Source organism: Variovorax sp. J2P1-31 (assembly GCF_030317215.1).
Lineage (GTDB): Bacteria > Pseudomonadota > Gammaproteobacteria > Burkholderiales > Burkholderiaceae_C > Variovorax.
In genome coordinates this window covers 1,099,586-1,125,411 of the sequence record NZ_JASZYA010000002.1, presented here as the reverse complement: position 1 = coordinate 1,125,411, position 25,826 = coordinate 1,099,586, and the positions used below count along the sequence as shown (strand labels likewise).

General features: G+C 71.7%; 25 protein-coding genes. 15 read left to right on the top strand and 10 right to left on the bottom strand.

Annotation, left to right across the window (positions count from 1 at the left end; translation table 11 throughout):
• Positions 1–26: 26 nt before the first annotated feature.
• Positions 27–872: an amidohydrolase family protein gene (locus tag QTI20_RS16350; protein ID WP_286552396.1), complete on the top strand. Its 846-nt coding sequence runs from the start codon at positions 27–29 to the stop codon at positions 870–872.
• Positions 873–883: 11 nt separating this feature from the next.
• Here the strand turns inward: QTI20_RS16350 and QTI20_RS16345 are convergent, their stop codons facing one another.
• Both QTI20_RS16345 and QTI20_RS16340 read right to left on the bottom strand, forming a co-directional pair.
• Complete coding sequence (locus QTI20_RS16345; protein WP_183023800.1) at positions 884–1,645, bottom strand: enoyl-CoA hydratase/isomerase family protein; 762 nt, start codon at positions 1,643–1,645, stop codon at positions 884–886.
• On the bottom strand, positions 1,642–2,211 hold the full coding sequence (locus tag QTI20_RS16340; RefSeq protein ID WP_286574224.1) for a cupin domain-containing protein: 570 nt from the start codon (positions 2,209–2,211) through the stop codon (positions 1,642–1,644). Before QTI20_RS16340 ends, QTI20_RS16345 begins: the two co-directional genes overlap by 4 nt.
• A gap of 145 nt (positions 2,212–2,356) precedes the next feature.
• Here QTI20_RS16340 and QTI20_RS16335 point away from each other — a divergent pair, with 145 nt between their 5' ends.
• Both QTI20_RS16335 and QTI20_RS16330 read left to right on the top strand, forming a co-directional pair.
• Positions 2,357–3,160, top strand: a complete 804-nt coding sequence (locus tag QTI20_RS16335) for an alpha/beta fold hydrolase (RefSeq protein WP_286552394.1) — start codon at positions 2,357–2,359, stop codon at positions 3,158–3,160.
• Between the two features lie 253 nt (positions 3,161–3,413).
• On the top strand, positions 3,414–4,424 hold the full coding sequence (locus QTI20_RS16330; protein WP_286552392.1) for a porin: 1,011 nt from the start codon (positions 3,414–3,416) through the stop codon (positions 4,422–4,424).
• 12 nt (positions 4,425–4,436) lie between these two features.
• Here QTI20_RS16330 and QTI20_RS16325 read toward each other — a convergent pair whose 3' ends face one another.
• Positions 4,437–5,090, bottom strand: coding sequence for a GntR family transcriptional regulator (locus QTI20_RS16325; protein ID WP_183023804.1), 654 nt, complete (start codon positions 5,088–5,090; stop codon positions 4,437–4,439).
• Positions 5,091–5,253: 163 nt separating this feature from the next.
• On the opposite strand from QTI20_RS16325, the gene QTI20_RS16320 reads away from it, so the two are divergent.
• From QTI20_RS16320 to QTI20_RS16270, 11 genes are all read left to right on the top strand, one after another.
• Positions 5,254–6,150: an alpha/beta hydrolase family protein gene (locus QTI20_RS16320; protein WP_286552390.1), complete on the top strand. Its 897-nt coding sequence runs from the start codon at positions 5,254–5,256 to the stop codon at positions 6,148–6,150.
• Positions 6,151–6,191: 41 nt separating this feature from the next.
• A complete protein-coding gene (locus tag QTI20_RS16315) occupies positions 6,192–7,742 on the top strand; it encodes an ABC transporter substrate-binding protein (RefSeq protein ID WP_286552387.1) in 1,551 nt (516 codons plus the stop codon).
• 31 nt (positions 7,743–7,773) lie between these two features.
• Positions 7,774–8,718: an ABC transporter permease gene (locus tag QTI20_RS16310; protein WP_286552386.1), complete on the top strand. Its 945-nt coding sequence runs from the start codon at positions 7,774–7,776 to the stop codon at positions 8,716–8,718.
• Positions 8,715–9,530, top strand: coding sequence for an ABC transporter permease (locus tag QTI20_RS16305; protein WP_286552385.1), 816 nt, complete (start codon positions 8,715–8,717; stop codon positions 9,528–9,530). Before QTI20_RS16310 ends, QTI20_RS16305 begins: the two co-directional genes overlap by 4 nt.
• Before the next feature lie 3 nt (positions 9,531–9,533).
• Positions 9,534–11,159, top strand: a complete 1,626-nt coding sequence (locus QTI20_RS16300) for an ABC transporter ATP-binding protein (RefSeq protein ID WP_286552384.1) — start codon at positions 9,534–9,536, stop codon at positions 11,157–11,159.
• A gap of 27 nt (positions 11,160–11,186) precedes the next feature.
• The gene (gene cdd / locus QTI20_RS16295) at positions 11,187–11,624 is read left to right on the top strand and encodes a cytidine deaminase (protein ID WP_286552383.1); all 438 of its coding nucleotides are present in this window, start codon (positions 11,187–11,189) and stop codon (positions 11,622–11,624) included.
• Between the two features lie 31 nt (positions 11,625–11,655).
• A complete protein-coding gene (deoC, locus tag QTI20_RS16290) occupies positions 11,656–12,432 on the top strand; it encodes a deoxyribose-phosphate aldolase (protein WP_286552382.1) in 777 nt (258 codons plus the stop codon).
• Entirely contained in the window at positions 12,432–13,778 is a 1,347-nt protein-coding gene (deoA, locus tag QTI20_RS16285; protein ID WP_286552381.1) for a thymidine phosphorylase, read from the top strand. The genes deoC and deoA overlap by 1 nt, the downstream gene beginning before the upstream one ends.
• A gap of 4 nt (positions 13,779–13,782) precedes the next feature.
• On the top strand, positions 13,783–14,991 hold the full coding sequence (locus QTI20_RS16280) for a phosphopentomutase (RefSeq protein ID WP_286552379.1): 1,209 nt from the start codon (positions 13,783–13,785) through the stop codon (positions 14,989–14,991).
• A gap of 111 nt (positions 14,992–15,102) precedes the next feature.
• Positions 15,103–15,336, top strand: coding sequence for a YegP family protein (locus QTI20_RS16275; protein ID WP_286552375.1), 234 nt, complete (start codon positions 15,103–15,105; stop codon positions 15,334–15,336).
• Positions 15,337–15,343: 7 nt separating this feature from the next.
• A complete protein-coding gene (locus QTI20_RS16270; RefSeq protein WP_286552374.1) occupies positions 15,344–16,066 on the top strand; it encodes a hypothetical protein in 723 nt (240 codons plus the stop codon).
• 13 nt (positions 16,067–16,079) lie between these two features.
• Here QTI20_RS16270 and QTI20_RS16265 read toward each other — a convergent pair whose 3' ends face one another.
• The 6 genes from QTI20_RS16265 to QTI20_RS16240 form a co-directional block, all read right to left on the bottom strand.
• Complete coding sequence (locus QTI20_RS16265) at positions 16,080–17,084, bottom strand: tetratricopeptide repeat protein (RefSeq protein ID WP_286552372.1); 1,005 nt, start codon at positions 17,082–17,084, stop codon at positions 16,080–16,082.
• A gap of 107 nt (positions 17,085–17,191) precedes the next feature.
• Positions 17,192–18,391 carry an MFS transporter gene (locus QTI20_RS16260; protein WP_286552371.1) on the bottom strand — a complete coding sequence of 400 codons (1,200 nt, stop codon included), beginning with the start codon at positions 18,389–18,391 and terminating at the stop codon, positions 17,192–17,194.
• Positions 18,388–19,215, bottom strand: coding sequence for an enoyl-CoA hydratase/isomerase family protein (locus QTI20_RS16255; protein WP_286552369.1), 828 nt, complete (start codon positions 19,213–19,215; stop codon positions 18,388–18,390). Before QTI20_RS16255 ends, QTI20_RS16260 begins: the two co-directional genes overlap by 4 nt.
• 44 nt (positions 19,216–19,259) lie before the next feature.
• The gene (locus QTI20_RS16250) at positions 19,260–20,768 is read right to left on the bottom strand and encodes a class I adenylate-forming enzyme family protein (protein ID WP_286552367.1); all 1,509 of its coding nucleotides are present in this window, start codon (positions 20,766–20,768) and stop codon (positions 19,260–19,262) included.
• A 44-nt stretch (positions 20,769–20,812) separates the two neighbouring features.
• Entirely contained in the window at positions 20,813–21,808 is a 996-nt protein-coding gene (locus tag QTI20_RS16245; protein WP_286552365.1) for an MDR family oxidoreductase, read from the bottom strand.
• 54 nt (positions 21,809–21,862) lie between these two features.
• Positions 21,863–23,266 carry a TIGR00366 family protein gene (locus tag QTI20_RS16240; RefSeq protein WP_286552363.1) on the bottom strand — a complete coding sequence of 468 codons (1,404 nt, stop codon included), beginning with the start codon at positions 23,264–23,266 and terminating at the stop codon, positions 21,863–21,865.
• A gap of 249 nt (positions 23,267–23,515) precedes the next feature.
• Here QTI20_RS16240 and QTI20_RS16235 point away from each other — a divergent pair, with 249 nt between their 5' ends.
• The gene (locus tag QTI20_RS16235) at positions 23,516–24,136 is read left to right on the top strand and encodes a TetR/AcrR family transcriptional regulator (RefSeq protein WP_286552361.1); all 621 of its coding nucleotides are present in this window, start codon (positions 23,516–23,518) and stop codon (positions 24,134–24,136) included.
• A 57-nt stretch (positions 24,137–24,193) separates the two neighbouring features.
• Here QTI20_RS16235 and QTI20_RS16230 read toward each other — a convergent pair whose 3' ends face one another.
• On the bottom strand, positions 24,194–25,786 hold the full coding sequence (locus QTI20_RS16230; protein ID WP_286552360.1) for an aldehyde dehydrogenase (NADP(+)): 1,593 nt from the start codon (positions 25,784–25,786) through the stop codon (positions 24,194–24,196).
• Between the last annotated feature and the right edge of the window lie 40 nt (positions 25,787–25,826).

The window sequence follows — 25,826 nt, the reverse complement described above, 5'->3', positions numbered from 1 at the left end:
AAGTCCATGCGCCGGAGTCCTTGCGGATGAGCCCCCTCCCCCTCACCACGGAATCACCTTCGGGCTTCGCGGGGAACGCCGGCTGGGACTGCCATGCCCACCTGTTCGGCCCCTACCGGCGCTACCCGCTGGCCCCGCACAGCACGCACACCCCGCCCGAAGCCACGGTCGCGCAGTACCTCGCGCTGCTGCAGCGGCTGGGCCTGTCGCACGGCGTGCTGGTCCACCCCGGCGCCTACGGCGAGGACCATCGGCTGCTGCTGGACACGCTGGCGCGGCATCCCGCGCTGCGGGGCGTGGTCGTCGTGCGACCCGGCATGGCGCTGCCGCTGGCAGGACTGCGGGCGCGGGGCATCCGCGGCGCGCGCTTCAGCCACCGGCACGGCGCCAACCTGCCCGGCAGCGCCTCCTTCGACGATCTCGGCCGCATGGCCGGCACGCTCGCCGACCATGGCCTGCATGCGGAGCTCTGGACCGACAGCGCCAGCCTGCCCGGCGTCGCGGCGCGGCTGAAGGCCTTGCCGGTGCCGGTGGTGATCGACCACATGGGCGGCTTCGACCTCGGCGCGGGCGTGGACGGCCCGGGCTTCCGCTGCCTGCTCGAGCTGCTCGAATGCGGCCATGTCTGGGTCAAGCTCTGCGTCTACCGCAACGTGCCCGGCATGACCGACCTCGAGGCCGGCCGCCCCTTCCACGACCGGCTGGTGCGGGCGAACCCGCAACGCCTGCTGTGGGGCAGCGACTGGCCCCACCTGCGCGTGAGCCCCGCGCCCGATGCCGCCCGGCTGCTGCGGACCTTCACGCAGTGGGTGGGCGACGACGCGACCGTTCGGCGCATCCTGGTGACGAACCCCGCCGCCCTCTACGGCTGAGCGCAGGCGGCTCAGCCGCCGCGATCGGTCGCGGCCAGGCCCTCGAGCGCCAGGCCGTAGCCCAGCAGGTCGTGCATGCGGCGGCGCAGGTCCTGCGTGAGCAGCACGCGGGTGTAGCGCCGCACCAGCCGGGGTTGCTGCAACAGCTGCCGCGCCAGCGCCCAGGCGCGCGGCAACAACTCGTCGGCCTGAAGCACTTCATGGACCAGCCCCCATTCCTGCGCCTGCCGCGCCGACAGCGTCTGGGCCGTGAGCAGGAAATAGCGCCCGCGGTTGCCGCCCAGCAGCGCGGGGAAGACCACATGCATGCCGTCGCCCGGCACCAGGCCGCCGTTGAAGTGCGCCGAGTCCTGGAAGGCGGCCTGCTCGGACGCGAGCACGATGTCGCACAGCACCGGGATCTCGGCATGCCGCACGGCCGGGCCGTTGACGGCGGCGATCATCGGCACCTCGATGTCCAGCAGGTTGTGCAGCAGCCGCTTGCCTTCCCAGTAGAGATGGTCCCAGGTGGTGGGCGTCATGGTGCCGCTGAGCCGATGGCCACCGGGCTGCACCGCCGGGCCCGAGAATGCATCGCCGCAGCCCGTGAGGATGACCACCTCGTTGTCCTTGTCGCGGCCCACGTCGAGGAAGGCCTGCTCCAGTTCGCCATGGGCCTGGAGGTTCCAGCGCAGCGGCCCGCCCTCGGTGTGCAGCATCATCTCGAGGATGCCGTCCTCGCGCCGCATGCGGATGAAGCGGTAGCGCGTCGCATAGTCCTCGAAGCGGCTCATGGCTGCGCCTCCGCGCCGGCCGCCAGCGGCTCGGCATCGATCAGCACGAACAACAGCCGGCAGGGCCGCTCGCTCCGGTTGCTCCAGGCGTGGTTGGTGCCGCGCTGCACCAGCATGTCGCCGGCGCGCATCAGCGTCTCGCCTTCGTCCATCAGCGCCCACACCTCGCCGTCGAGCACCACCGCATAGTCGAGCGAACGGGTGCGGTGGAAGGCCGGGTGGCGCAGGCGTTCGCCCGTCAATGCCTCGGGCGCGCCGTAGACCTCGAACACCTGCCTGAGCCGGGTGAAGTCGCGCTGCGTGTCGGGCGGCAGGTCGATCACCCGCAGCACGGTGCCGCCCTCGGGTGGCGCCAGCCGGAAAGTGTCGGCGAGCGACGGCGAGAAGCCCGCATCGTGGTTGGAGGCCGGCGTCCGCGTGCTCTGCCAGATCTCGTGGATCGCATGGGCGGGGTTCTGGCCCGGGTGGTAGGGCGCGGTCATCGGGGCATCGGAGACGAAGCAGGAACGCCCCTGGGCGTCATGGCCGGTGACGAGGCGTCGGATGGGGGGCAGCGGTACGGGCACGGCAGTGGATCCTTTGGGGGGGAGTGGGTCGAACACGCACACGAGTCTGGCGCGCGACACCCGTGGCTGCTCCCTGCGCGCAGGCGGTTCAGCTATGCGATCGCCGCTATGGCATGCGCGGTTGGCGTTCCTAGAATCGCGGCCCATGACGAACTGGATCGAAGCCAACGGCGCGAGTTTTCGCTACGACCTGCAGCGCCGCGGCGCGGCGCGCACGCTGGTGCTCGTGCACGAGATCGGCGGTGCCATCGAGAGCTGGGACGAGGCCCTGCCGGTGTTCGCGCAGGGCTTCGATGTGCTGCGCTACGACCAGCGCGGCTTCGGCCTGTCGGAGAAATGCGATGCACTGGAGATCGACGGCATGGTGGCCGACCTGCGCGCGCTGCTGGACGCGCTGGCGCTGACCGCGCCGGTGTGCCTGGCCGGCGCGGCCATGGGCGCGGGCATCGCGCTCGCCTTCGCGCATGCCCACCCCGGGCGCACGCAGGGGCTGGCGATCGCCAGTCCGGCGCTGGGCTATGCACCGGGCACGGCGCCAGCCACGCTGGAGCGGCGTGCGGACATCGTGCTGCGCGAAGGCATGCGCGCCACCACCGACCTGGGCTTCGAACGCTCCTACCCCGCGGCGCTGCGCACGCCGCAGGCGGCGCGGCTGCGCTTCGAGCGCTACCGCCGGCGCTGGCTCGGCAACGATCCGCAGGGCGTGGCCGCGATCAGCCGCGTCGCCTCGCGCATGCACCTGGCGCCGCTGCTGGGCACGCTGCAATGCCCCACGCTGGTGATGGGCTGCACGCACGACGAGATCCGGCCGGCCGCGCAGAGCCGCCGCATCGCCGAGCAGATCCCCGGCGCCCGCTTCGTCGAGATCGCCTCGGGCCACTTCGCCGCGGTGCAGACGCCGGCGCTCTTCGCCCACACGGCCTCCGACTTCCTGCTGCCGTTGGCCTGAGCGCGCGCCGCCTGCATCGCCGGCGCCCTCTTCCGCTCCACCCACGCCGCCGCCGCATCGCTTACGGAAGCGGCGCGCCGCGCATGGGCGCGCGCCCCGGCCTCCGATGCGCCGCCGGTCATAACTGCATTGCATCGCACGGTGTGGCTCGACGCGCTCCTTTGCCTAACCTGCTCCACGCCCGACAGAGGGCAAAGCCATCGACAAGAAACCGGAGACCACCTGCATGCGCATCCCCCATTCACCGCTCGCCATGAGCACCATCGCCCTGTGCACCTTCGTCGCCGACGCATCCGCGCAATCGAGCGTCACGGTGTTCGGCGTCATGGACCTGGCGCTGCGCCAGACCCATGTGTCGGGCACCTCGCACAGCACCACGCTGGCCTCGGGCGGCCTGGCCGGCAGCCGCTTCGGCGTGCGCGGCGCGGAAGACCTCGGCGGCGGGCTGGCCGCATCGTTCTGGCTCGAAGCCGATGTCGCGGCCGACACCGGCGCCACCGTCGCATCGGCCTTCTGGAGCCGCCGTTCCACCGTGTCGCTCTCCAGCGCCGACTGGGGCGAGCTGCGCCTGGGCCGCGACTATGTGCCGATCTTCGCGCGGCAGTATTCCTTTCTCTCGCCCTTCGGCCCCAACGGCGTGGCCTCCAACGGCAACCTCTTCTTCGGGCCACCTTCGCTGCTGGGCTCGGGCTCGGGCGGCGGCGTGCGCACCGACAACATGCTCAAGTACGTGCTGCCGCCCGACCTGGGCGGGCTCTACGGCGAAGTCATGGCCAGCATGGCCGAGGGCCGCAACGAGAACCGGCACCGCGGCGGCGTGATCGGCTATGCCGCCGGCCCGCTGATGGTGAACGCGGGCTTCGGCCGGACCGACGACGTGGCGGGACGCGATGCGATCCGGCTCACGACCCTCGGTGCCGCCTACGACGCGGGCTGGGCGAAGTTCATGGCGCTGGTCCAGCGCGCGAGCTACGGCGCGCGCCGCCAGACCACGGTGGAGGTCGGTGCCGCCGTGCCCCTGGCCGGCGGGTCGCTGAAGGCCAGCCTCCGCCGCGCCGACCAGAGCGGCGCGGGCACGGAGGCCAACGACGCGCGCCAGCTCAGCCTGGGCTACGTCTATGCGCTTTCCAAGCGCAGCTCGCTGTACGGCAGCTTCTCGCGCATCGACAACCAGGGTGCGCAGACCTTCGGGCTCGGCGGCACGGTGCCGCCCGCGGGGCGTGGCGTGCGGGGCCTCGAGCTCGGCATCAACCACCTGTTCTGAGCGCCGCCCTCTTCACCCCGCGCGCTTCGAATCGGGCTGCAGGATGTGCAGCCCGATCAGCCGCGTGAGCTCCGCGGCGTCGCGCGCCGCGATCGCGTCGACCATCTGGAAATGCTCTTCGGCCGAGCGTTCGATGCGCGCCTGGGTCCACCACTGGACCACCGGGGTGGTCGGGATGTTGCCGCGCACGTCCAGCGCCAGCTTCGCCAGTTCGCGGTTCGGGCAGAGCTCCGTGAGCCGCACATGGAAGTCGCGGTTGGCCGTGAACTTCTGCGCCGCGTCACCGTCGCGGATGCAGGCCGCGAAGCGCGTCGCCAGCGCGCGCAGGTCGGCGATGTCGGCCTCGGTCGCGGCGGCGACGATGCCGGGCGCGGTCGCGCTCTCCAGCACCACGCGCACTTCCACCAGCTCGCGGTGGCGCGCCTCGTCGATCACCGCCACGTAGAAGCCGCGGTCGGGAATGCGCTGCACCACCCCCTTGACCGCCAGCTTCTCCAGCGCCCGGCGCACGTCCGCGCGCGAGCAGCCGTAGCGCTGCTCGAGGTCCACCTGCTTGAGCCAGGTGCCGTTCGTGAGCCGCCCGGCGGCGATGTCCGAGGTGATGGCGTCGGCGACGGCGTCCGCGCCCCTGGGCGCTTCCTTGATGTCTTGGGTCTGGGTGTTCATGGCCATTCGTGGTGCACGCGCGCGGCGGGCGGCGCGCCAAGCATAGCGGCGCGGCATGGCACCGTTCCTGCGTCGCGGTCGACGCGGCGTGCCGGTGCCGAAACTGGTTGCGGAGCCCGAGTCAAGTCCATAGAATTCGCCGAAACCATTTTTGGATCTAATTTTGGATCACTCATTCTATCCCCCCGCCCGCCCCGGTGCAGCGCCCGCCGCGCCGCCGGTCTTCGGCTACTACGACCTGGGCGCCACCACGGTGTATGCGGCCTCGGCCGATCCCCGCTTCCACTACTGCCTCTACGTGCCACCGGGCTACCAGGCCGGTGCGTCGCCGGCCGAGATCCTGGTGGTGGTCCATGGCAGCCCGCGCACCTTCATGGACTTCCGGGACCAGTTCGCCGACTTCGCCGAGGCGCAGCAGGTGGTGGTGGTCTGCCCACTGTTCCCGGTGGGGCTGGGCGACGACGCCAAGGGCGACGACTACAAGTACCTGAGCCAGGGCGGCATCCGCTACGACGAGGTGCTGCTGGGCATCGTCGAGGACGTGCGGCGGCGCTACGCGCTGGCCGCGCCGCGCTTCGGCCTGTTCGGTTTCTCGGGCGGCGCGCAGTTCGCCAACCGCTTCCTGCTGCTGCAGCCGCAGCACCTGTGGGCCGCGTCGCTGGGCGCGCCGGGCTCGGTCACGCTGGTCGACGACAGCCAGGACTGGTGGGTCGGCACGCGCGACATCGCCGCCTGCTTCGGCCGCCCGCTGGACCGCGCGGCCCTACGCCAGGTGCCGGTGCAGTTGCTGGTGGGCGCCGAGGACCTGGACGGCCGCGAGATCACGCACCGCGAGGGCGGCCGCTTCTGGATGCCCGGCGCCAACCAGGCCGGCGCCTCGCGACCCGAGCGGCTGGAGACGCTGCGGCGCTCGCTGGTCGCGGCCGGCCTCGCGGTGACGCACGAAGTCATCGCCGGGGCGGGCCACGATGCGGCACCGGCCATCCGGCATGCCAAGCCCTACCTGGCCGAACGGCTCGCGCGGCACCGCGCGGCGACCCTGGCCATGACGACGCCCTGAGGCCCTGAGGCCATGCCCCCCACCCCTGGACCGGACCGACGATGAAACCCCTGCTCTTCACCACTGCGTTGCTGCTCGCACTGCCGGCCGTCGGCACGGCCGTCGCCGCCACCCGCATCACCGTCGCGCTGCCGGCGGACATCCGCAGCACCAACCCCGGCGTCAACCGCGACGACAACACCGACGGCGTGATCGCCAACGTCGTCGAGGGCCTGGTCGGCTACGGCGAGGGCGGCGACGTCAAGCCGCTGCTGGCGCGCTCGGTCACGGTCTCGCCCGACGGCCTGAGCTACACCTTCAAGCTGCGTACCGACGTGCGCTTCCACAACGGCGAGAAGCTCACGTCGGCCGATGCGCTGTGGAGCTGGCAGCGCTACATGGACCCGAAGACCGAGTGGCGCTGCCTGGCCGAGTTCGACGGCCGCAACGACCTCAAGGTGACATCGGCCGAAGCGCCCGACGCGCAGACCTTCGTGCTGCGCATCAACCGCCGCAGCGCGCTGCTGCTCGACACGCTGGCGCGCACCGACTGCGGCATGACCGCCATCCTGCACAAGGCCTCGCTCAAGCCCGACGGCAGTTGGGACCGCCCGATCGGCACCGGCCCCTACCGGCTCACCGACTGGAAGCGCGGCCGCGGCGTGACGCTCACGCGCTTCGAGGGCTACCAATCGCCCGAAGGCAGCAAGGCCGACGGCTACGTGGGCCTCAAGACGCCCAGCGTCGACCAGGTCGAGTTCCAGGTGATCCCCGATGCGGCCACGGTCAAGCTGGCGGTGGCGGCGCGCTCGATCGACATCGCGCAGCTGCTGTCCTCCGACGTGGCCGAGACCCGCGGCAACCCGCAGCTGGTGACCATGCCCGAGCCCGACTCGTCCAAGCACGTGCTGCTGTTCCAGACGCGCGACCCGCTGATGTCGGACCCGAAGTTCCGCCGCGCGGTGGCCGCCGCGCTCGACTACAAGCAGCTGGTCGACGTCGCGAGCGACGGGCTGTCCAAGCCCAACAACTCGGCGGTGTTCGAGCGCTCGGTCTACATGGACGCGGTGCAGCGCAAGGGCTTCAAGACCGACCTCGCGCTGGCCAAGTCCCTGCTCAAGGAGAGCAGCTACAAGGGCCAGACGATCAAGCTGGTGGCCAACAAGCGCGCGCCCATGCCCAGCTTCCAGGTCGCGCTGGTGACCCAGGCCATGCTGCAGGCCGTGGGCATCAAGGTCGAGATCGAGGTGCTCGAATGGGCCACCCAGCTCGACCGCTACAACGCGGGCAACTACCAGATGATGTCCTTCTCGTACTCGGGCCGGCTGGACCCGGCGCTGAGCTACGAGCAGTTCGTGGGCGACAAGACGCGCCAGCCGCGCAAGGTCTGGGACAACCCCGAGGCGCTGGCGATGATCGAGGGCGCCAAGGTGGTGAGCGACCCGGCCGAGCGGCGCAAGATCTTCGACCGGCTGCACGAGCTCTCGCTGGTCGACGTGCCGCTGATCACGCTCTACAACGGCCTGACGGTCTGGGTCCGCGCCAAGCGCGTGAGCGGCTTCAGCCCGTGGGAAGGCAAGCCGCGGCTGTGGACCGCGCGCGTGGGGGCCTGAGCATGCGGCACCGTAACGAGGACCTCTCGCGATGATGCGTTTCGTCTCCCGCCGGCTCGCCACCGCGCTGCCCACGCTGTTCATCAGCGCGGTCGCGGTGTTCTTCCTGATCCGCCTGATCCCGGGCGACCCGGCCGCGCTGATGCTCGGCGACCAGGCCGACGCCGCCAGCCTGGCCGACCTGCGCCATCGCCTGGGCCTGGACCTGGGCCTGGCCGCGCAGTTCGGGCGCTGGCTGCTGCAGGTGCTGCAGGGCGACCTCGGCGCCTCCATCCGCACCGGCGAGCCGGTGCTGCCGCTGGTGCTCGAGCATTTCGTGGTGAGCGCGCGCATCGTGTTCATCGCGGTCGCGCTGGCGGCCGCGATCGCCGTGCCCGCGGGCATGCTCGCGGCCTGGCGCCAGAACGGCAAGCTCGACATCGGACTGGTCGGCACCGCCACCGTGCTGCTGTCCATCCCCAGCTTCTGGCTCGGGCTGATGCTGCTCTACGTGTTCGGCCTCAAGCTGGGCTGGCTGCCGGTGGTGGGCTACGTGGCCTTCGCCGAGGACCCGGTGGCCGCGGCGGTCTACATCGTGCTGCCCATCGCCACGCTGGTGCTGCACGAGACCGGCATCCTGATCCGCATGGCGCGCGCCAGCACGCTCGAGGTGCTGCGCCTGGACTACATCACGCATGCCCGCGCCAAGGGCCTGTCCGAATCGGTGGTGCTCTGGCGCCACGCCTTCCGCAATGCCTTCGGCCCGACCTGGACCCTGATCGGCCTGGTGCTGGGCAACCTGCTCGGCGGCATCGCGGTGGTGGAAACCGTCTTCACCATCCCCGGCCTGGGCCGCCTGCTCGTCGACGCGATCTTCGGGCGCGACTACCCCGTGATCCAGGGCTGCCTCCTGTTCGTTGCCTTCGTCTACATCATGATCAATCTCGTGGTCGACCTCTGCTATCCCTTCTTCGACCCACGGGTGGGCGAGGAATGAAAGCCGTCCCCCTCAACGCCGCGATCGGCGCCACGCTCGTGGGCCTGCTGGTCGCCACCGCCGTGACCGGGCTCTTCTGGACCCCCTTCGACCCGCTGGCCATCGGCTACAGCGGCCGCCTCGCCGCCCCCGGCGCCGCCCACTGGCTGGGCACCGACGAGTTCGGGCGCGACGTGCTGAGCCGGCTGATGGCCGCCGCCGCCACCAGCACCCGCATCAGCCTGCTCACCGTGATGCTGGCCGTGTGCCTGGGCACGGTGGCGGGCGTGCTCGCCGGCTACCTGCGCGGCTGGACCGACCGCGTGCTGATGGCCTTCAACGATGCGCTGCTGGCCTTCCCCGGCATCCTGCTGGCGCTCGGCCTGCTGGCCGTGTTCGGCGCCAGCGAATACGGCATCGTGGTCGCGCTGGGCATCGCCTACGCGCCCTCGGTGGCGCGCATCGTGCGCGGCGCGGTGCTGTCGCTGCGCGAGCGCGACTACGTGGCCGCCTCGCGCGTGATGGGCAACTCGGAGCTCTACACCGTGGCACGCCACATCCTGCCGAACTGCATCGCGCCGCTGATCGTGCTCGCGACCTCGATGTTCGGCTGGGCCCTGCTGGCCGAGAGCGCGTTGAGCTTCCTCGGCCTGGGCGTGCCGCCGCCCGCGCCGACCTGGGGCAACATGCTGGCCGCGAGCCGGCCCTTCATCGCCAACGCCGCCTGGCTCGCCGTGCTGCCGGGCCTGTGCATCTCGCTCACCCTGCTGGGCATCAATCTGCTGGGAGACGCGGTGCGCGACCGACTCGATCCCCACATGCGGGGCGCCTGAGCCATGAACAGTCCCGCATTGCTCGAGGTCCGCGACCTCGCCCTCGCCCTGCGCAACGGCACGCCGCTGGTGCACGGGATCGGCTTCGAGGTCCGGCCCGGCGAGATCGTCGGCATCGTCGGCGAATCCGGCAGCGGCAAGACGCTGGCCGCACGCTCGGTGATGGGCCTGGCGCCGCCGGCCATCCAGCGCACCGGCGGCGCGATCCGCTTCGAAGGCCAGGACATCACGCAGCTCGCGCCCGCGGCGCTGCGCAAGCTGCGCGGCGCGCGCATGGGCATGGTGTTCCAGGAACCGATGACCTCGCTCAACCCGTCGATGCCCATCGGCCGGCAGCTCGACGAAGGGCTGGCGCTGCACACGCGGCTCACGCCGGCCGAACGCCGCGCGCGCATCCTGGAGATGCTGGCGCGCGTGCGCATCGACGACCCGGTCGGCGCGCTCGCGGCCTACCCGCACCGCTTCTCCGGCGGCATGCGCCAGCGCATCATGCTGGCCTCGGCCATGCTGCTGCGCCCCGCGCTGCTGATCGCCGACGAACCCACCACCGCGCTCGACGCCATCGTGCAGCGCGACGTGCTGGAGCTGATGGTCGGGCTCACGCGCGAGCACGGCACCGCCGTGCTGATGATCAGCCACGACCTGCCGATGATCGCGCGCTACACCGACCGCATCGTGGTGATGCACCACGGCCGCATCGTCGAGCAGGGGTCGACGGCCGCGCTGGTGACGGCGCCGCGGGAGGCCTACACGCGCAAGCTGCTGGCCGCCATGCCGCAGCGCGGCGCCACCCGCGCGCCCAGTGCCGCGCCGCCGATCCTCGAGGTCGACGGCCTGGTCGTGGACTACCCCGGCAGCGGCGGCCTGTTCACCAAACGCGAAGCGCGCCGCGCGCTGCACGGCATCGACCTGCGCGTGGGCGCGGGCGAGGTGGTGGCGCTGGTCGGCGGCTCCGGCTCGGGCAAGACCACGCTGGGCCGGACCATCGCCGGCCTGATCCGGCCGAGCGCCGGCAGCCTGCGCTTCGAGGGCAAGCCGATCGTGCCGGGCGGCGAGGGCTGGGCGCGCTACCGCGCGCAGTGCCAGATGGTGTTCCAGGACCCGGTCTCCTCGCTCGACCCGCGCATGACGGTGGCGGCGCTGATCGGCGAGGCGCTGCGCACGGTGCCGGGCCTGACGCCCGCCGCAAGGCAGGCGCGCATCGCCGAGGTGCTGGACGAGGTCGCGCTGTCCGCCGACGTCGCGCAGCGCTATGCGCACGAGCTCTCGGGCGGCCAGCGCCAGCGGGTGGCGATCGCGCGCGCGGTGGTGCGGCGGCCGGCCTTCATCGTGGCCGACGAGCCGGTCTCGGCGCTCGACGTCACGGTGCGGGCCCAGATCCTCACGCTGTTCGCGCAGCTGCAGTCGCGCCATGGTTTCTCCTGCCTGTTCATCAGCCACGACCTGGGCGTGGTCGAGCAGATCGCCGACCGGGTGGTCGTGATGCGCCAGGGCGCGATCGTCGAAGCCGGCCTGCGCGACCAGGTCTTCGACCAACCGGCCGACGCCTACACGCAGGAACTGCTCGGCGCCGTGCCGCGCCTGCACACCGCGCTGGCCCAGCGCGTGCTGGCCGACCAAGCGGCCTGACCCCGATCCCCCCTTCCGCCCACGCCCATGCCCGACATCCCCTCCTTCCTGACCGCCGAGCTGCAGGCGCAACTGCAGGCCGCGGCCCGCGACGCCCAGGCCCGCGCCTACGCCCCGTACTCGCGCTTCCAGGTCGGCGCCGCCGTGCTCGACGAGCAGGGCCGCGTCCATGCGGGCTGCAACGTCGAGAACGCGGCCTATCCCGAAGGCACCTGTGCCGAAGCCGGCGCGATCGCCGCGATGGTGCTGGCCGGCGGCACGCGCGTGCGGGCCGTGCTGGTGCTGGGCGAAGGCGCGGCGCCGGTCACGCCCTGCGGCGGCTGCCGCCAGAAGCTGCGCGAATTCGCCGACGGCGCGACGCCGGTGCTGGTGGCCGATCGCCAGCGCCTGCGCGCGCACTTCACCCTGTCCGAACTGCTGCCCGCCAGCTTCGGCCCCGACCACCTGGCGCGGCCCGACGCCTGAGCGCGCGCCCTCTTCCCACCGCAAGGATTCCATGACCCCGCCACTCGACCTGGGCACCGCCGCGCGCATCGCGCTGGCCTGCCTCGACCTCACCAGCCTCAACGACGCCGACACCGAGGCCGACATCGAGCGCCTCTGCCGCCGCGCCCAGGGACCGCACGGCCCCACGGCCGCGGTCTGCGTCTGGCCGCGCTTCGTGGCGCAGGCGCGTCGCCTGCTGCCCGAGCACATCGCCGTGGCGGCGGTGGCCAACTTCCCGGCCGGCGGCACCGACCTCGCACGCGCGGTCGAGGACACGCGGGCCATCGTCGCGGCCGGCGGCAACGAAGTCGACGTCGTGCTGCCCTACGCCGCGCTGCGCGCGGGCGACGAAGCCGCGGTGCGCGCGCTGCTGGACGCGGTGCGCGCGGCCGCGCCGTCGCTGACGCTCAAGGTGATCCTCGAGACCGGGGCGCTGGCCGACGAGGCGCTGATCGCCCATGCTTCGACGCTGTCGATCGCGGCCGGCGCCGACTTCCTCAAGACCAGCACCGGCAAGACACCGGTGAGCGCCACGCCGGCGGCTGCCCGGGCCATGCTGGCCTGCATCGCCTCGACGCCCGCGGCACGCACGGTCGGCTTCAAGGCCTCGGGCGGCGTGCGCACCGTGGCCGACGCCGCGACCTACATCGCGCTGCAGTCGCAGCTGCTGGGCCCCGAAAGCCTGGTGCCGCGGCGCTTGCGCATCGGCGCCAGCAGCCTGCTCGACGACATCGAGGCGGTGCTGGACGGCCGCGGCAGCGCGGTGATGCCGAAGGGCGGCTACTGATGGGCGCGCACGCCACCCCGCCGCCGGCCCTGGCGCAGGAGATCATCCGTGGCAAGCGCGACGGCCAGGCGCTGGCGCAGGCCGAGATCGAGGCCTTCGTCCAGGGCCTGGTCGATGCGTCGTGGAGCGAATCGCAGGCCGCCGCACTGGCGATGGCGATCTACCTCAACGGCATGACGCCGGCCGAGACCGTGGCGCTGACGCACGCGATGGCGCGCTCGGGCGAGGTGCTGAGCTGGGCCGATGCGCAGCTGCCCGGACCGATTCTCGACAAGCATTCGACCGGCGGCGTGGGCGACAAGGTCAGCCTGCCGCTGGCGCCGATCGTCGCGGCCTGCGGCGGCTACGTGCCGATGATCTCGGGGCGCGGCCTGGGCCACACCGGCGGCACGCTGGACAAGCTCGACAGCATCCCGGGCTACCGCAGCACGCCGCCGGTCGCGCAGCTGCGCGCGGCCCTGCAATCGGCCGGCTGCGCGATCGTCGGCCAGACGGCCAGGCTGGCGCCGGCCGATCGCACGCTCTATGCGATCCGCGACGTGACCGCGACGGTCGAGTCGCTGCCGCTGATCACCGCCAGCATCCTCTCGAAGAAGCTGGCGGCCGGCCTGCACGGGCTGGTGATGGACGTGAAGACCGGCAACGGCGCCTTCGCCGCCGAGCGCGCGCAGGCCCAGGCGCTCGCGCAGTCGCTGGTCGGCGTGGCGCAGGGCGCGGGCCTGCCGACGCGGGCCTGGATCACCGACATGAACCAGGTGCTGGGCCACAGCTGCGGCAACGCGCTGGAAGTGCACGAGGCCGTGGCCCTGCTGCGCGGCGAGCCCTGCGAGCCGCGCCTGCTGGAGATCACGCGCATGCTGGGCGCGGAGATGCTGCTGCTCGGCCGGCTCGCGCCAAGCACCGACGAGGCGCTCGCGCGCATCGACGCCGCCCTGGCCAGCGGCCAGGCGCTGGAGCGCTTCGCGCGCATGGTGAGCGCGCTCGGCGGCCCGGCCGACTTCGTCGATCGGCCCAGCCACTACCTGCCCGCCGCGCCCGAACAACAGGTGGTGCGGGCCGCGCACGACGGCTGGGTGGCACGCATGCACACGCGCGAGATCGGCCTGCGGGTGATCGACCTCGGCGGCGGCCGGCGCCAGTCCTCGGACCGCGTCGATCCGCGCGTGGGCTTCTCCGAGATCGCACCGATCGGCCGCCAGGTCGCGCGCGGCGAAGTGCTGGCGCGCGTGCACGCGGCCACGCCCGACGCGGCCGAGGCGGCCGCGGCCGCGCTCGCCCGGCTGATCGAGGTCGACGAGGCGCCGGTGGCACCCCGGCCCGTGATGCTCCAGCGTTCGGCGGACTGAGGCCATGGCACGCGCATTGGTGATCGTGCTCGATTCGCTGGGCCTGGGCGCCACGCCGGACGCGCCGGACTTCGGCGACAGCGGCGCGAACACGCTGGGCCACATCGCGCGGTGGTGCGCCGACGCCGGCCGGCCGCTGCGGCTGCCGACCTTGTCGAGGCTCGGCTTTCCGCAGGCCGCCCACGCCGCGAGCGGGCAGTGGCCGGCCGGCCTGGCCGTGCACCCGTCCCCCGACGGCGCCTTCGGTGCCGCCTGCGAACGCAGCCGCGGCAAGGACACGCCCAGCGGCCACTGGGAGCTCATGGGCTGCCCGGTCGAATTCGACTGGGGCTATTTCCCGGCGCCGGCCGAAGCCGGAGCCCCGGTGTTCCCGGCCGACCTGATGCTGCGCTGGTACCGGGCCTGCGGCCTCGAGGGCAGCCTCTGCAACGGGCATGCGAGCGGCACCGAGGTGCTCGCGGCCTTCGGCGATGCGCACGTCGCCACCGGCCTGCCGATCTGCTACACGAGCAGCGACAGCGTGTTCCAGGTCGCGGCCCACGAACAGCACTTCGGGCGCGAGCGCCTCTACCGGATCTGCGAGATCGCCAAGCCGCTGTTCGACGAGCTCGGCATCGCCCGCGTGATCGCGCGTCCTTTCGACGGCGCCTCGGGCCATTACCGCCGCACGGGCGGACGCCACGACTACACCACGCCGCCGCCCGGCCCGACGCTGCTCGACGGGTTGGCGGCGGCCGGCCGCGAGGTGCATGGCGTCGGCAAGATCCGCGACATCTTCGCCGGCCGCGGCGTCACGCACCACCACCCGGCCGACGGCAACGCCGCGCTGTGCGAGGCGACGCTGGAGGCGCTCGAGGCCTGCGCCGAGGGCGGGCTGGTGTTCACCAATCTGGTGGACTTCGACATGCTCTACGGCCACCGGCGCGACGTGGCCGGCTACGCCGATGCGCTCGAGGCCTTCGATGCCTTCCTGCCGCGGCTGCTGGCAAGGCTGCAGCCCGACGACCTGCTGGCCCTGACGGCCGACCACGGCTGCGACCCGACCTGGCCCGGCAGCGACCATACGCGCGAGCAGGTGCCGCTGATCTTCTGCGGCGCCGGCGTGCCGCGGACCCTGGACCTCGGGCAGCGGGACAGCTTCGCCGACCTGGGCCAGACCGTCGCGGCCCACCTCGCGGTGCCGGCGCTGGCGTCGGGCCGGCGCTGCTGGTAGGACACGGAAGTCCCCGCACCGTGGACGACGCGAGTATCCTCGTCCCCGTGGTCCACCGAGGCGCTCTTCCGGCGCCGCGTTCTCGCGACGCGGGCCATGCCTGGAGGCCTTATGAAATTCGTGATCATTCCCGAGCAGCGAAACCGTTGGTCATGGGAGCTCCGCAACGCGGAGGGCACGGCGATTTCCAGGAGCGTCGGCAGCTACAGCGAACGCGTCCAGGCCGAGCACGCGATCCAGGCCTTGCGGCGCGGGGTTGCCAACGCCAGGGTGCTGGGGCCGACGGGCGCCAGCCTCGACGAGTTCGTGGCGAGGTCCACGCCCGACGAGAAGGCATCCCGATGACATCACCATGCGCGTAGCCGTTTCCCTCGATGCCACCGGCCGCTGGCGATGGGCGCTGCACAGCCCCGACGGGCTGGGCCTGGCGGAGAGCTGCGGCACCTTCGCGACCTACGCGCTCGCCGTGCTCAATGCCGACGAGGTCTGCCGCGGCATCCCCGACGCGCCGGTCGAGGTCGAAGTCCCGCCGAGCCGGATCGGCGCCAGCCCGACGGCGCGCATGACCGAAGCCTTCGCGCAGGTCTGCGGCGCACTGAGGACCCAGGGGCTCCATGCGGCGCTGGGCGTGCTCAACCGGCCGCTGGGCCATCGCTACAGCGCGGTCTACGCGATGACGGCTGCGCAGCGGCTGGTGAACATCGGCTTCTTCGACAAGCGCGGGGAAGCGCTGCCGTCGATGCTGCAATCGGTGGCCTACAACCAGAGCTTCTGCCAGTTCGCGATCCGCGACGGGCAGTTCCGGACCGAGAACTCCGCCCTCGACACGCGGCTGGACGGCAACGTCTACCAGGGCGTGCTGAACTCGTACCACGCGGTGCCGCTGGTCTCGATGCAGGGCCAGGTGCTCGGCACCCTCTGCCACTTCGACACGGCCGCGCTCGCGCTCGACGACGAGGACTTCGAACTGCTGCGGCTGGCGGCCGAGGTGTTCGTGCATTGGCTGCCCGAGCCTGCCGCCACGACGGCCGTGGCGCTGCCGCTGGCGCCGGCCAGCGGGTCGAGCCCGGGCTGAGCCGGGCCCGGCGTCAGCGAGCCGCCTCGAGCGGCCGCCCGGTGATGCGCTCCACCGCCCGCCGGCTGGCGTTGCGCGAAGCCGGTGTCAGGCCCGGGTCCTGCGCGCTGCGCACCAGGGAAGCCAGGGCGACGTTCGGCGCGCGCGAATAGCGGTAGCTCAGGATGTTGGCGGCCATCGCACCGTCTTCCTGCCCGGTCTGGCCGAAAAAATAGCCCAGGTTGATCCAGGCACTGGCACGCCGGGGCGCGAGGGTGAGCGTCGTGACGAGTTTCTGCGCGCCCTCGGCGAGCTGGCCGCGCAGCAGCAGGGCATAGCCGAAGTTGTTGACCGCCTCCTCGTTCCCGCCGTCGGCCTCCGCGGCCTGGCGGAACAGTTCCGAGGCTTCGTCGAGCCGGTTGGCCCGGAACCTGGCCAGCCCCTGCTCGTTGAGCGTGCGCGACCAGCCGCGGTCCATGGGACGGACCGGCTTGGGCAGCGCTTCCAGGCGAAGCACGGCGCGCTCGGCGGCTTCCAGGTCGCCGCTGAGGGCACCGTTGAGGGCTGCATCGATCCAGTCGGTCGGCGCCATCGCGCGTGCCGCCGGCGGTGCCGATGCGGACGGCGGCGCGGGCGGCGGCGGCGGCCGCAGCGGCTCCGATGGCGGCGCCGCGGGTGCGCGCAGTTCGGCCGCGGAAAACGCGCTGCATTGGAGCGCCTCGACCGTGTTGCGCTCGACCGTCAACGCGAGGGCGTCCGGGTCCTTGGCGTGCAGCTTCGGCCCCACCACGTCGACCACGCGCCGGATCACGCCTTGGCGGTACACCGGGTCCTGGCAGGACTTCAGGCGCAGGTAGTGCACCGAGCCGCCCGCGACCTGCTTGGCGATCTGCTGCAGGGCGGCCTTGATGAAGACCTCCATGTAGCCGCCGCTCTTCTTCGCCTCCCCTTCCGCATTGGCCGCCAGGACCTGGACCGGTAGGCAGGCCACGGCCCACACCATCAGGACGGCCGTGCGTTGGAAGCAGTGCGTGTGCATGATCGCCCCTTGGTTTAAACCAAAGTATTCATCATGTCCGCCCAAAAGGCCAGCATGTGCCGCGCCGCAGGGACCGTTCGGGCGGCCGCCAGCGCGGCCCGCCCGGCTCATCGCCGCGACCGCAGCAAAGGCCTGAAGAAGAGAAGGCCCAGCACCGGCCCAGGCAGCAGCAGCCATGCCACGGCGTCGCCCATGCGGTGGAGGTTCGAGGTCACGAGCGTGATCGACAGCACGGTGACGAAGAAGCCCACGCTGTTCTGGATCGCCAGGGCGCTGCCGACCGCATGCGGCGGGCAGGCGCTGGCGGCGATCGCGGAGAACTGCGCCGAGTCTGCAATCACCGCAAAGCCCCACACCAGCAGTGCCAGCACGCAGAGGGCCAGGCCGGCCCGGCTGGCGAAGGGATAGAGCAGGCACATCGCGCCCGAAGCCGCCAGGGCGGCGGCCGCGACCCGCGGGCTGCCGAAGCGCCGGCTCAGGCTGCCGGCCAGGATGCAGCCGAGCGCGCCGACCGCGATGACCGCGAACGACAGCAGGGACACCAGGCGCGGCTGGAACGCGGCCGAGACCCCGGAACGTTCGACCGCGCGCATGACCAGGAAAGGCACCACGGTCCAGAAGGCATACAGCTCCCACATGTGTCCGAAATAGCCGAACGCGCTGGCGCGGAAGGCGCGGTCCTTGAAGACCGCGAGCGCTTCGCCCCAGCGCGCCGCGCGCGGGCCGGACGGCAGCTTCGCATTCAGGTAGGGCCCGTCGCCGAGCAGGAAGACCGCGGCCGCGCCGGCCAGCGCCAGGAAGGAGGAGCTCAGGATCACGCCCTGCCACGACAGGTCGCCCCCGGCCGCGCGGATCGCGTGCGGCAGCGCGGTGCCGAGCGTCAGCATGGCCACCAGCAGCCCCAGCGTGGCGCCGGCGTTGCCACGGCTCCAGGTGATCACCATCTTCATGCCCAGCGGATAGATGCCCGCCAGGCACACGCCCACGGCCATCCGCAGCGCCAGGCCCTGGCCGAAGCCCACCGGCACCAGCGCGAAGGCCGCGTTCAGGGCCGCGCCGAGCACGCTGGAGACGGCGAAGATCCGGCTCGCGGAGAAGCGGTCGGCCAGGCCCGACATCGCGAGCAGCAGGGTGCCGGCGATGAAGCCGATCTGCACCGCGCTGGTGAGCTGGCCGAAGGCGGCCGGCGTGAGCGACCAGGCGCGCATCAGGTCGTCGGCCGCGCTGTTCGGGCTGAACCACAGCGAAGTGCCGAACAGCTGCGCCACCACGATGGTGGCCACCGGCCAGCGCCCGAGCCCCTTCACTCGGCCTCGAAGCGCTGGGCGCGCCAGGCGAGCGCGGCCTGCAGGCCCTTGTCGCGCGCGATGTCCATGAAGGTCACCTTGTCCGGCGAGCCATGCGACTCGATCGAATGGTCGATGTCCAGCGCGGTGGCCAGCGCCGATTCCAGGCCCTGGATGTCATAGGTGCGCTGGATCGCCTTCTTCGTCTGCTGCACGAGCTCGGGGTCCATCTTCGCGATGTTGCGCGCGACCTTCATTGCCGTCTCGAGCTGCTGGCCCACCGGCACCACCTCGCTGACCAGTCCCATCTGCATGGCCAGCGCCGCGCCGACCTTGTCCTGGCCGCTCAGGATGATGCGCTTGGCGTGCTTGGGCGAGGTGATCCAGGGCAGCAGCATGGTCACGATGCCGGCGCCGAAGCGCAGTTCGGGCTCGCCGAAGGTGGCGTCCTCGGCGGCGATGGTGATGTCGCAGGCCAGCGCCATCTCGAAGGCGCCCGCGACGCAGGGCCCGTGCACCGCGGCGATGGTCGGCTTGGGGCTGCGCCAGAAGCGCATCGTGGTGTGGAAGTCGAGGTCCAGGATCTCGCGCCAGACCTGCGAACCCTTGGGGTTGCGGGCCATCTGGTCCTTGAGGTCGAAGCCCGACGAGAAGCCCTTGCCGGCGCCGCTGAGCACGATGGCGCGCACCTCGGGCTGCGCCTCCGCGCTGTTCATCGCGGCGTCGATCTCGAGCAGCATCGTCTTGGACAGCGCGTTCAGCCGCTCGGGCCTGAACAGCTGGATGTGGGCCACGCCGTCGGCGACCTCGAAGCGGATCGTCTGGTAGGCGCTTGTTTCTTGCATGGGGTGACTCCAGGTGGGTGAAGGGTGCCGCGCGATCAGCGCGATCAGCGCGACCAGGCCGCCAGGGGCGGCAGGCTGTCGGTGCGCAGCAGCGATTGCAGTTGGCCGCGGTCGATCTTGCCGGTGCGGCCGGTGGGCAGCTCGGTGCCGACATAGCAGACGTCGGGATGCTTGTACTTCTCGAGCCTGTCCGCCAGCTCGGCCCGCAGCGCCGACGCATCGATCGTCGCGCCGGCTTCCGCGACCAGCAGCGCATGGATGCGTTGCCCGAGCACCGGATCGGGAACGCCCGCGACCAGCGCGGCACCGACCCCGGCGCAGGCGCACAGCGCGCGCTCGACCTCGATCGGCGTGATCTTGTTGCCGCCGCGCACGATGAGTTCCTTGAGCCGTCCCACGATGCTGACGAAGCCCACGGCGTCGCGGGCCGCGAGGTCGCCGGTGCGGAACCAGCCGTCGGCGAAGGCGGCCCGGCTCAGTTCCGGATCGCCCAGGTAGCCGGCCATGATGTAGGGCGTCTGCAGCTGCAGCTCGCCCGCAGCGCCGTCGGCGCATGCCGCGCCCGCGTCGTTCACGATGCGGCAGCGCACGCCCGGTGCCGGCCGGCCGATGGTGGCCGGATGGCCGGGGTAGTCGCGCGGCGCGAGCACGAAGTCGCTGGTCGAGGTTTCGGTCAGGCCGTAGATGTCGTAGAGGCCCGCGGGCGCGATGAAGGCCCTCAGCCGGGCCGACAGCTCCGGCCCCAGCGGCTCGCCGCCGATCACCACGTCGCGCAGGCGGGCCGCGGCGCGGATGCGTGCCGCCGCGGCGTCGAGTTCGGCCGGCGACATCGCGCCGAAGGTGGCGCGCACCATGGTCGGCACCACGCCCACGCGCGTCACGCCCTCGTCGACCAGCAGGTCGACGAACAGCGGCGGGCTGAAGCGCGCGCAGGTCACGACCTGGCCGCCCTGCATCAGCGTGAGCAGCGCCATCCAGATGCCGAAGCTGAAGGTGTTGTTCAGCACCAGCAGCGTGACGTCGTCGGCGCCCAGCCCCAGCAGGCGCTGGTTCTGTTCGAGCTTGCCGGCGAAGGCCTCGTGGCTCAGCACCACGCCTTTGGGCAGGCCGGTGGAACCCGAGGTGAAGATGACCAGCGCCGCGCCCGCGAGCAGCGCGCGGTCGGCGGCCTCGTGCGGTGCCGGCACGACCATCGGCCGGATGCACGCCTCGAGCGCGCCGTCTTCGAGCAGGTCGGCATGGAAACGGCACCGGGCCTTGGCCTGGATCGCATCGACCACGCCCGCGGGCGAGCTGCGATGGACCGGCACGGCCACGGCCGAGGCCATCCAGACGCCCAGCAGGCAGGCGAAGTCCAGCGGGTGGTTCGACGACTTCACCATCACGGTGTCGTCCGCGGCGACGCCCGCGGCCTGAAGCCGCTCGGCGACCGCGCAGGCGCGCGCCCACAGCTGGCCGTAGCTGAGCGCCACGCCTTCGCCGCTGAGCGCCGTGCGCTCGCCGTTCGCGCGCACGGCGCGTTCCAGCGACAGGGTGAGAAGACGGTGTGACATGGTTGAGCCCTCCGGGTGTTCAAGCGCCATCATGGCGGCGCGGCTCAGCCCACGTCCACGAGCACACGGCCGCGGAGCCGGCCGCTCAGCATGTCCGTCGCGGCCTCCTTCACCGCGCCCAGCGGCACGGTCCTGCCGGTGATCGTCTCCAGCACGTCCATCGGCAGCACCTCGACGATGCGCGCCCACGCGGCGAGCCGGGCCGGGCTCGGCAGCATCACCGAATCGACGCCGATCAGCTTCACCCCGCGCAGGATGAAGGGCATGACGCTGGTGGGCAGGTCGCCGCCGCCGGCCAGCCCGCAGGCCGCGACCACGCCGCCGTAGTTCATTTCCGCCAGCACGCGCGCGAGCACCTTCGAGCCCACCGTGTCGATGGCCGCCGACCAGCGCTGGGTTTCCAGCGCGCGCGGCTGCTCGGCCCACTCCGGGCCGTTGGCGATCGCCGCCGCGCCCAGGCCCTTCACGTAGTCTTCCTTGGCCGGGTTGCCGGTGAGCGCCGTCACCGTGTAGCCCAGCCGGCTGAGGATGGCCGTGGCCACGCTGCCGACGCCGCCGGCCGCGCCGGTCACCAGCACCGGCCCCGAGGCCGGCGTCACGCCCGCGGCCTCGAGCGCATCGATGCACAGCATCGCGGTGAAACCGGCCGTGCCGATCATCATCGCCTGCCGGGTCGTGATGCCCCGCGGCAGGGGCACCAGCCACTCGCTGCGCACGCGCTGGTACTGGCTGTAGCCGCCCCAGTACTTCTCGCCCACGCTCCAGCCCGTGAGCACGACCTCCGTGCCCGCCGGCAAGGCCGGGTTGGCCGACTCGACGACCGTGCCGGCGAAGTCGATGCCGGGGACCAGCGGCCAGGTGCGCACGATCTTGCCCTGGCCGGTGACGGCCAGCGCGTCCTTGTAGTTGAGCGTGGAGAAGTCGATCTTCACCAGCGTGTCGAGCGCCGGCAGCGCGGCGAAGTCCAGGTCTTCGACCTCGGCGCGGGTCGCCTTGCCCTCCTCGCGCAGGACGAGGGCTTTGAACGATGCATTGGACATGGGGATTTCCTTTTTTTCGGGGAGAAGTGGTGCCCGGCCTTCGCCGGGCGAAGCTCAGACGTGGGGATACAGGAGCAGCATCCCGCCCATCACGGTGACCATGGCGAAGAAGATGATCAGCGTGAAGCCCATGACGCGCCCCATGCCGACGCCGGCGATGGCGAGCAGCGGGATCACCCACATGGGCTGGATCATGTCGGCGGCGCCTTCGCCCAGCGCGACCGCGATCGCGATCGAGGCCTGCGGCACGCCCAGCTGCACCGCGGCGGGCACGGCGACCGGCGCCTGGACCACCCAGTGGCCGCCGGCGCTGGGCACGAAGACGCTGATGATCAGCGAAGAGACGAAGGTCCAGAACGGCAGGGTCTGCGGCGACGCGTGGTGCACGAAGGCCTGCGACATCACGTCGGCCAGGCCGGTGGCCGACATGATCCCCATGATGCCGCCGTAGAGCGGGAACTGGATCAGGATCGGGCCCGCGATGCGCGCGGCGTTGTTGACCGCGCCGAGGTAGGCCTTGGGCTTCCAGTGCAGCAGCATGCCCAGCAGCAGGAAGATCAGCACCAGCATGTTGAGGTCCAGCTTGAAGGTGCCGGCCAGCACCTTGGTCGCGATGTAGGCGCCGCCGACCCCCACGATCGTCAGGTTGATCAGCCAGGCATGGTCGAGCCAGCCGGCGATGGTCCGGGGGGCCGCGGGCTCGACCTGCACCGTGTCCTCGCGCATCAGCTTCGCCGGATCGGCCGCGACCATGTCCTTCGCGCTCGGCATCATCAGCCGGAAGATCACCGGCAGCGCGAGGCCCAGCACGATCAGCGGCACGTAGTTCAGCGGCGACAGCAGGAAGGCCTTCATGGGCAGGATCTGCCCGGTGTGCTGTTCGATGATGTTCATCGGCGAACCGGCGCTGGCGCTCACCAGCGCGATCGAGCTCGAGATGCCGCAGACATAGAAGGACCAGCCGGCATATGCCGCCGCGACCAGCCAGGCGAAGTCGACCCGCACCCGCTTGGCGACTTCCCGCGCGAACAGCGCCGAGATCACCAGGCCCACGGCCCAGTTCAGCAGCCCGCCGACCATCGAGACGAAGAAGGTGAGCGTCATCGCGCCGGTGGGCGTGGTCGCGAAGGACGCCGTCCGGGTGAGCAGGCGCGCCACCGGCTTCGAGGTCGAGAGGGCATGGCCGGTCACCAGCGTCAGGGCGACCAGGAAGGCGAAGCTGGCGATCTTGAAGACGCCGTCGTACCAGCCGCCCAGGACGGTGTCGACCCCGCCCTTGGGCGCGATCGCGAACGCCAGCGCGCAGGTGAAGGCGGTGAGCAGCACCGCGATGACGAACGGGTCGGGCATCACGCGCTCGACCAGCCGCACGCAGAGCCTGCTGAGTTTCTGAACCAATGTGCCGCCGATGGCGGGCTCCGCCTGAACGAGCGGGATTTCGACCCCCGGGTGATGCATGCGATGTCTCCAGTTTTGGGTGGCTGGCCTGACGAAGCGGATGCTTTGCCCGCTTCACTAGTTGACCAGTCGTCTAGTTATAGGATCCGCATCGACGCCCGTCAACACAAAACTGCAGAAGCAGGGTTTGCACCGAGAAGCGCCGGAATTCTCAATAGTTGACTAGTCGGCTACCGACCTCTAAAGTCAAGCCGGACTTTCCCGCGACAGGCCCTTGCCTGCCGCGGCCCCGCACTTCCCGAGGCCTCCATGCAAGCATCCCCTCCCAAACGCGATTCGGCCAAGAAAGAGATGCTGGTGCGGATCGGTGTCGCCGTCTTCACCGAGAAGGGCTTTCACAACACGCCGATCGACGAACTCGTGGCGCAGGCCGGCGTGCCCAAGGGCTCCTTCGCCTATTACTTCGGCAACAAGGACGCCTACACGCTCACGGTCATCCAGAGCTACGCCGAATACTTCAACAAGAAGCTCGACCGCTGCCTGGGCAACGAGGCGCTCGGTCCCATCGACCGCATCAAGGCCTTCGCCGACGAAGCCACCGCCGGCATGGAGCGCTTCGCCTTCCGGCGGGGCTGCCTGGTCGGCAACCTGGGCCAGGAACTGGGCGCGCTGGACGAGACCTTCCGCACCGCCCTGCTGCGCGCGCTGGTCGGCTGGCAGACACGCATCGAGGCCTGTCTCGAAGAGGCCAAGAAGGCCGGCGAACTGGCGCCCGAGGCCGACGCCGCCGCGCTCGCGAAGCTGTTCTGGTATGCGTGGGAAGGCGCGGTGCTGGGCGCGAAGCTGGAGAAATCCCGCGCGCCGCTGGATGGCGTGAGCGCCGCCTTCATCGGCCACCTGCGTTCGCTTGCGCCCACGCGCCGCGGCTGAAGCCGCACGGGACCGCCGCGGGCGCGGCGATCCTCACGCCGCACCGGCCGCAGGGCCTCAGCCCGCGGCCGCCTGGCTCGGCGCGCCGTCGACCAGGCGCCAGAGCTGGAGCGGATTGGCGCTTTGCACCGCCTCGGGACGCAGCGCATCCGGGAGGTCCTGGTAGCAGACCGGACGCAGGAAGCGGTCGATCGCGCTGGCACCCACCGAGGTGTACATGGCGTTCGAGGTCGCCGGGAACGGGCCGCCGTGCACCATCGCATGGCACACCTCGACGCCGGTCGGGAAGCCGTTGGCCAGGATGCGTCCGCATTTGCGCTCGAGCACCGGCAACAGCGCGCGGGCCGCGTCATGGTCCGCTTCGTCCAGCAGCAGGGTCGCGGTGAGCTGGCCTTCCAGCCGCTTGGCCACCTGCACCAGCTCGTCGAGGCTGCGCGCCTTCACGATCACGGACGCGGGCCCGAACATCTCCGACTGCAGCGCCTCGCTCTGCAGCAGCTGCTGCGCGTCGGTCACGTAGAGCGCGGCCTGCGCGGCATGGGCCTGGTCGCCCGCCCCGGCGCCCAGGCCCACGGGTGCACCCGCTTCGGCCTGCACCTGCGCGCGCGCGCTTTCGTAGGCCGCGTGGATGCCGGCGGTCAGCATCGTCTGTGCGGGCTTCGCACCCAGGGCTGCGGCCGCGGCCTCCACGAAGCGCGCCAGGTCCGGGCCGTCGATGGCGAGCACCAGGCCGGGGTTGGTGCAGAACTGGCCCGCGCCCAGTGCCAGCGAATCGACGAAGCCCTGGGCCAGCGCCTGCGTGCGCGACGCGAGCGCATGCGGCAGCACGAAGACCGGGTTGATGCTGCTCATCTCCGCATAGACCGGGATCGGCTCGTGGCGGCTGTTGGCCGTGCGCACCAGCGCGAGCCCGCCCTGGCGCGAGCCGGTGAAGCCCACCGCCTTGATCTCGGGATGCGCGACCAGCGCCTCGCCGATCTCGCGGCCGGCGCCGATCAGCAGCGAGAACACGCCCTCGGGCATGCCCTGCTGCCGCGCGGCCTTCTGGATCGCGCGCCCCACCATTTCGGAGGTGCCCAGGTGCGCGCTGTGCGCCTTGACGATCACCGGCGCGCCCGCGGCCAGCGCCGAGGCCGTGTCGCCACCCGCCACCGAGAAGGCCAGCGGGAAGTTGCTCGCGCCGAACACCGCCACCGGCCCGAGCGGGATCTTGGCCAGGCGCAGGTCGGCGCGCGGCAGCGGCTGGCGCTGGGGCTGCGCAGGGTCGATGACGGCGCCCAGGAAATGGCCGTCGCGGACCACCTGCGCGAACAGGCGCAGCTGGCCCGTGGTGCGGCCGCGCTCACCGGTCAGCCGCGCGATCGGCAGGCCGCTTTCGGCATGGGCACGCTCGAGCAGCGCATCGCCCAGCGCCATGATCTCGTCGGCGATCGCCTCGAGGAAGGCCGCGCGCCGTTCCAGCGGCAGGCCACGGTAGGTGTCGAACGCGTTCGCGGCCAGGGTCGCGGCGCGGTCCACGTCCTCGCGGCTGCCGAAGCCGAATTCCGGCTCGGCGATGGGGGCGTTCAGCGCGGGGTTGAAAGCGCGCTGCGCGCCGGCCAGGCCGCGCACCGCGGCGTGACCGATCAGCATGTCTCCGGTGATTTGCATGTCAGGACTCCGTTGGATGAAACAGGGGTGGGGAAGGAAA

Coding starts and splice junctions, on each gene's coding strand:
- QTI20_RS16310 (WP_286552386.1), top strand. CDS start 7,774: ATGATGCGTTTCGTCTCCCGCCGGCTCGCCACCGCGCTGCCCACGCTG.
- QTI20_RS16345 (WP_183023800.1), bottom strand. CDS start 1,645: ATGAGCCGCTTCGAGGACTATGCGACGCGCTACCGCTTCATCCGCATG.
- QTI20_RS16305 (WP_286552385.1), top strand. CDS start 8,715: ATGAAAGCCGTCCCCCTCAACGCCGCGATCGGCGCCACGCTCGTGGGC.
- QTI20_RS16325 (WP_183023804.1), bottom strand. CDS start 5,090: ATGAACACCCAGACCCAAGACATCAAGGAAGCGCCCAGGGGCGCGGAC.
- cdd (WP_286552383.1), top strand. CDS start 11,187: ATGCCCGACATCCCCTCCTTCCTGACCGCCGAGCTGCAGGCGCAACTG.
- deoC (WP_286552382.1), top strand. CDS start 11,656: ATGACCCCGCCACTCGACCTGGGCACCGCCGCGCGCATCGCGCTGGCC.
- QTI20_RS16255 (WP_286552369.1), bottom strand. CDS start 19,215: ATGCAAGAAACAAGCGCCTACCAGACGATCCGCTTCGAGGTCGCCGAC.
- QTI20_RS16245 (WP_286552365.1), bottom strand. CDS start 21,808: ATGTCCAATGCATCGTTCAAAGCCCTCGTCCTGCGCGAGGAGGGCAAG.
- QTI20_RS16350 (WP_286552396.1), top strand. CDS start 27: ATGAGCCCCCTCCCCCTCACCACGGAATCACCTTCGGGCTTCGCGGGG.
- QTI20_RS16315 (WP_286552387.1), top strand. CDS start 6,192: ATGAAACCCCTGCTCTTCACCACTGCGTTGCTGCTCGCACTGCCGGCC.
- QTI20_RS16270 (WP_286552374.1), top strand. CDS start 15,344: ATGCGCGTAGCCGTTTCCCTCGATGCCACCGGCCGCTGGCGATGGGCG.
- QTI20_RS16275 (WP_286552375.1), top strand. CDS start 15,103: ATGAAATTCGTGATCATTCCCGAGCAGCGAAACCGTTGGTCATGGGAG.
- QTI20_RS16335 (WP_286552394.1), top strand. CDS start 2,357: ATGACGAACTGGATCGAAGCCAACGGCGCGAGTTTTCGCTACGACCTG.
- deoA (WP_286552381.1), top strand. CDS start 12,432: ATGGGCGCGCACGCCACCCCGCCGCCGGCCCTGGCGCAGGAGATCATC.
- QTI20_RS16235 (WP_286552361.1), top strand. CDS start 23,516: ATGCAAGCATCCCCTCCCAAACGCGATTCGGCCAAGAAAGAGATGCTG.
- QTI20_RS16265 (WP_286552372.1), bottom strand. CDS start 17,084: ATGCACACGCACTGCTTCCAACGCACGGCCGTCCTGATGGTGTGGGCC.
- QTI20_RS16280 (WP_286552379.1), top strand. CDS start 13,783: ATGGCACGCGCATTGGTGATCGTGCTCGATTCGCTGGGCCTGGGCGCC.
- QTI20_RS16330 (WP_286552392.1), top strand. CDS start 3,414: ATGAGCACCATCGCCCTGTGCACCTTCGTCGCCGACGCATCCGCGCAA.
- QTI20_RS16250 (WP_286552367.1), bottom strand. CDS start 20,768: ATGTCACACCGTCTTCTCACCCTGTCGCTGGAACGCGCCGTGCGCGCG.
- QTI20_RS16300 (WP_286552384.1), top strand. CDS start 9,534: ATGAACAGTCCCGCATTGCTCGAGGTCCGCGACCTCGCCCTCGCCCTG.
- QTI20_RS16230 (WP_286552360.1), bottom strand. CDS start 25,786: ATGCAAATCACCGGAGACATGCTGATCGGTCACGCCGCGGTGCGCGGC.
- QTI20_RS16240 (WP_286552363.1), bottom strand. CDS start 23,266: ATGCATCACCCGGGGGTCGAAATCCCGCTCGTTCAGGCGGAGCCCGCC.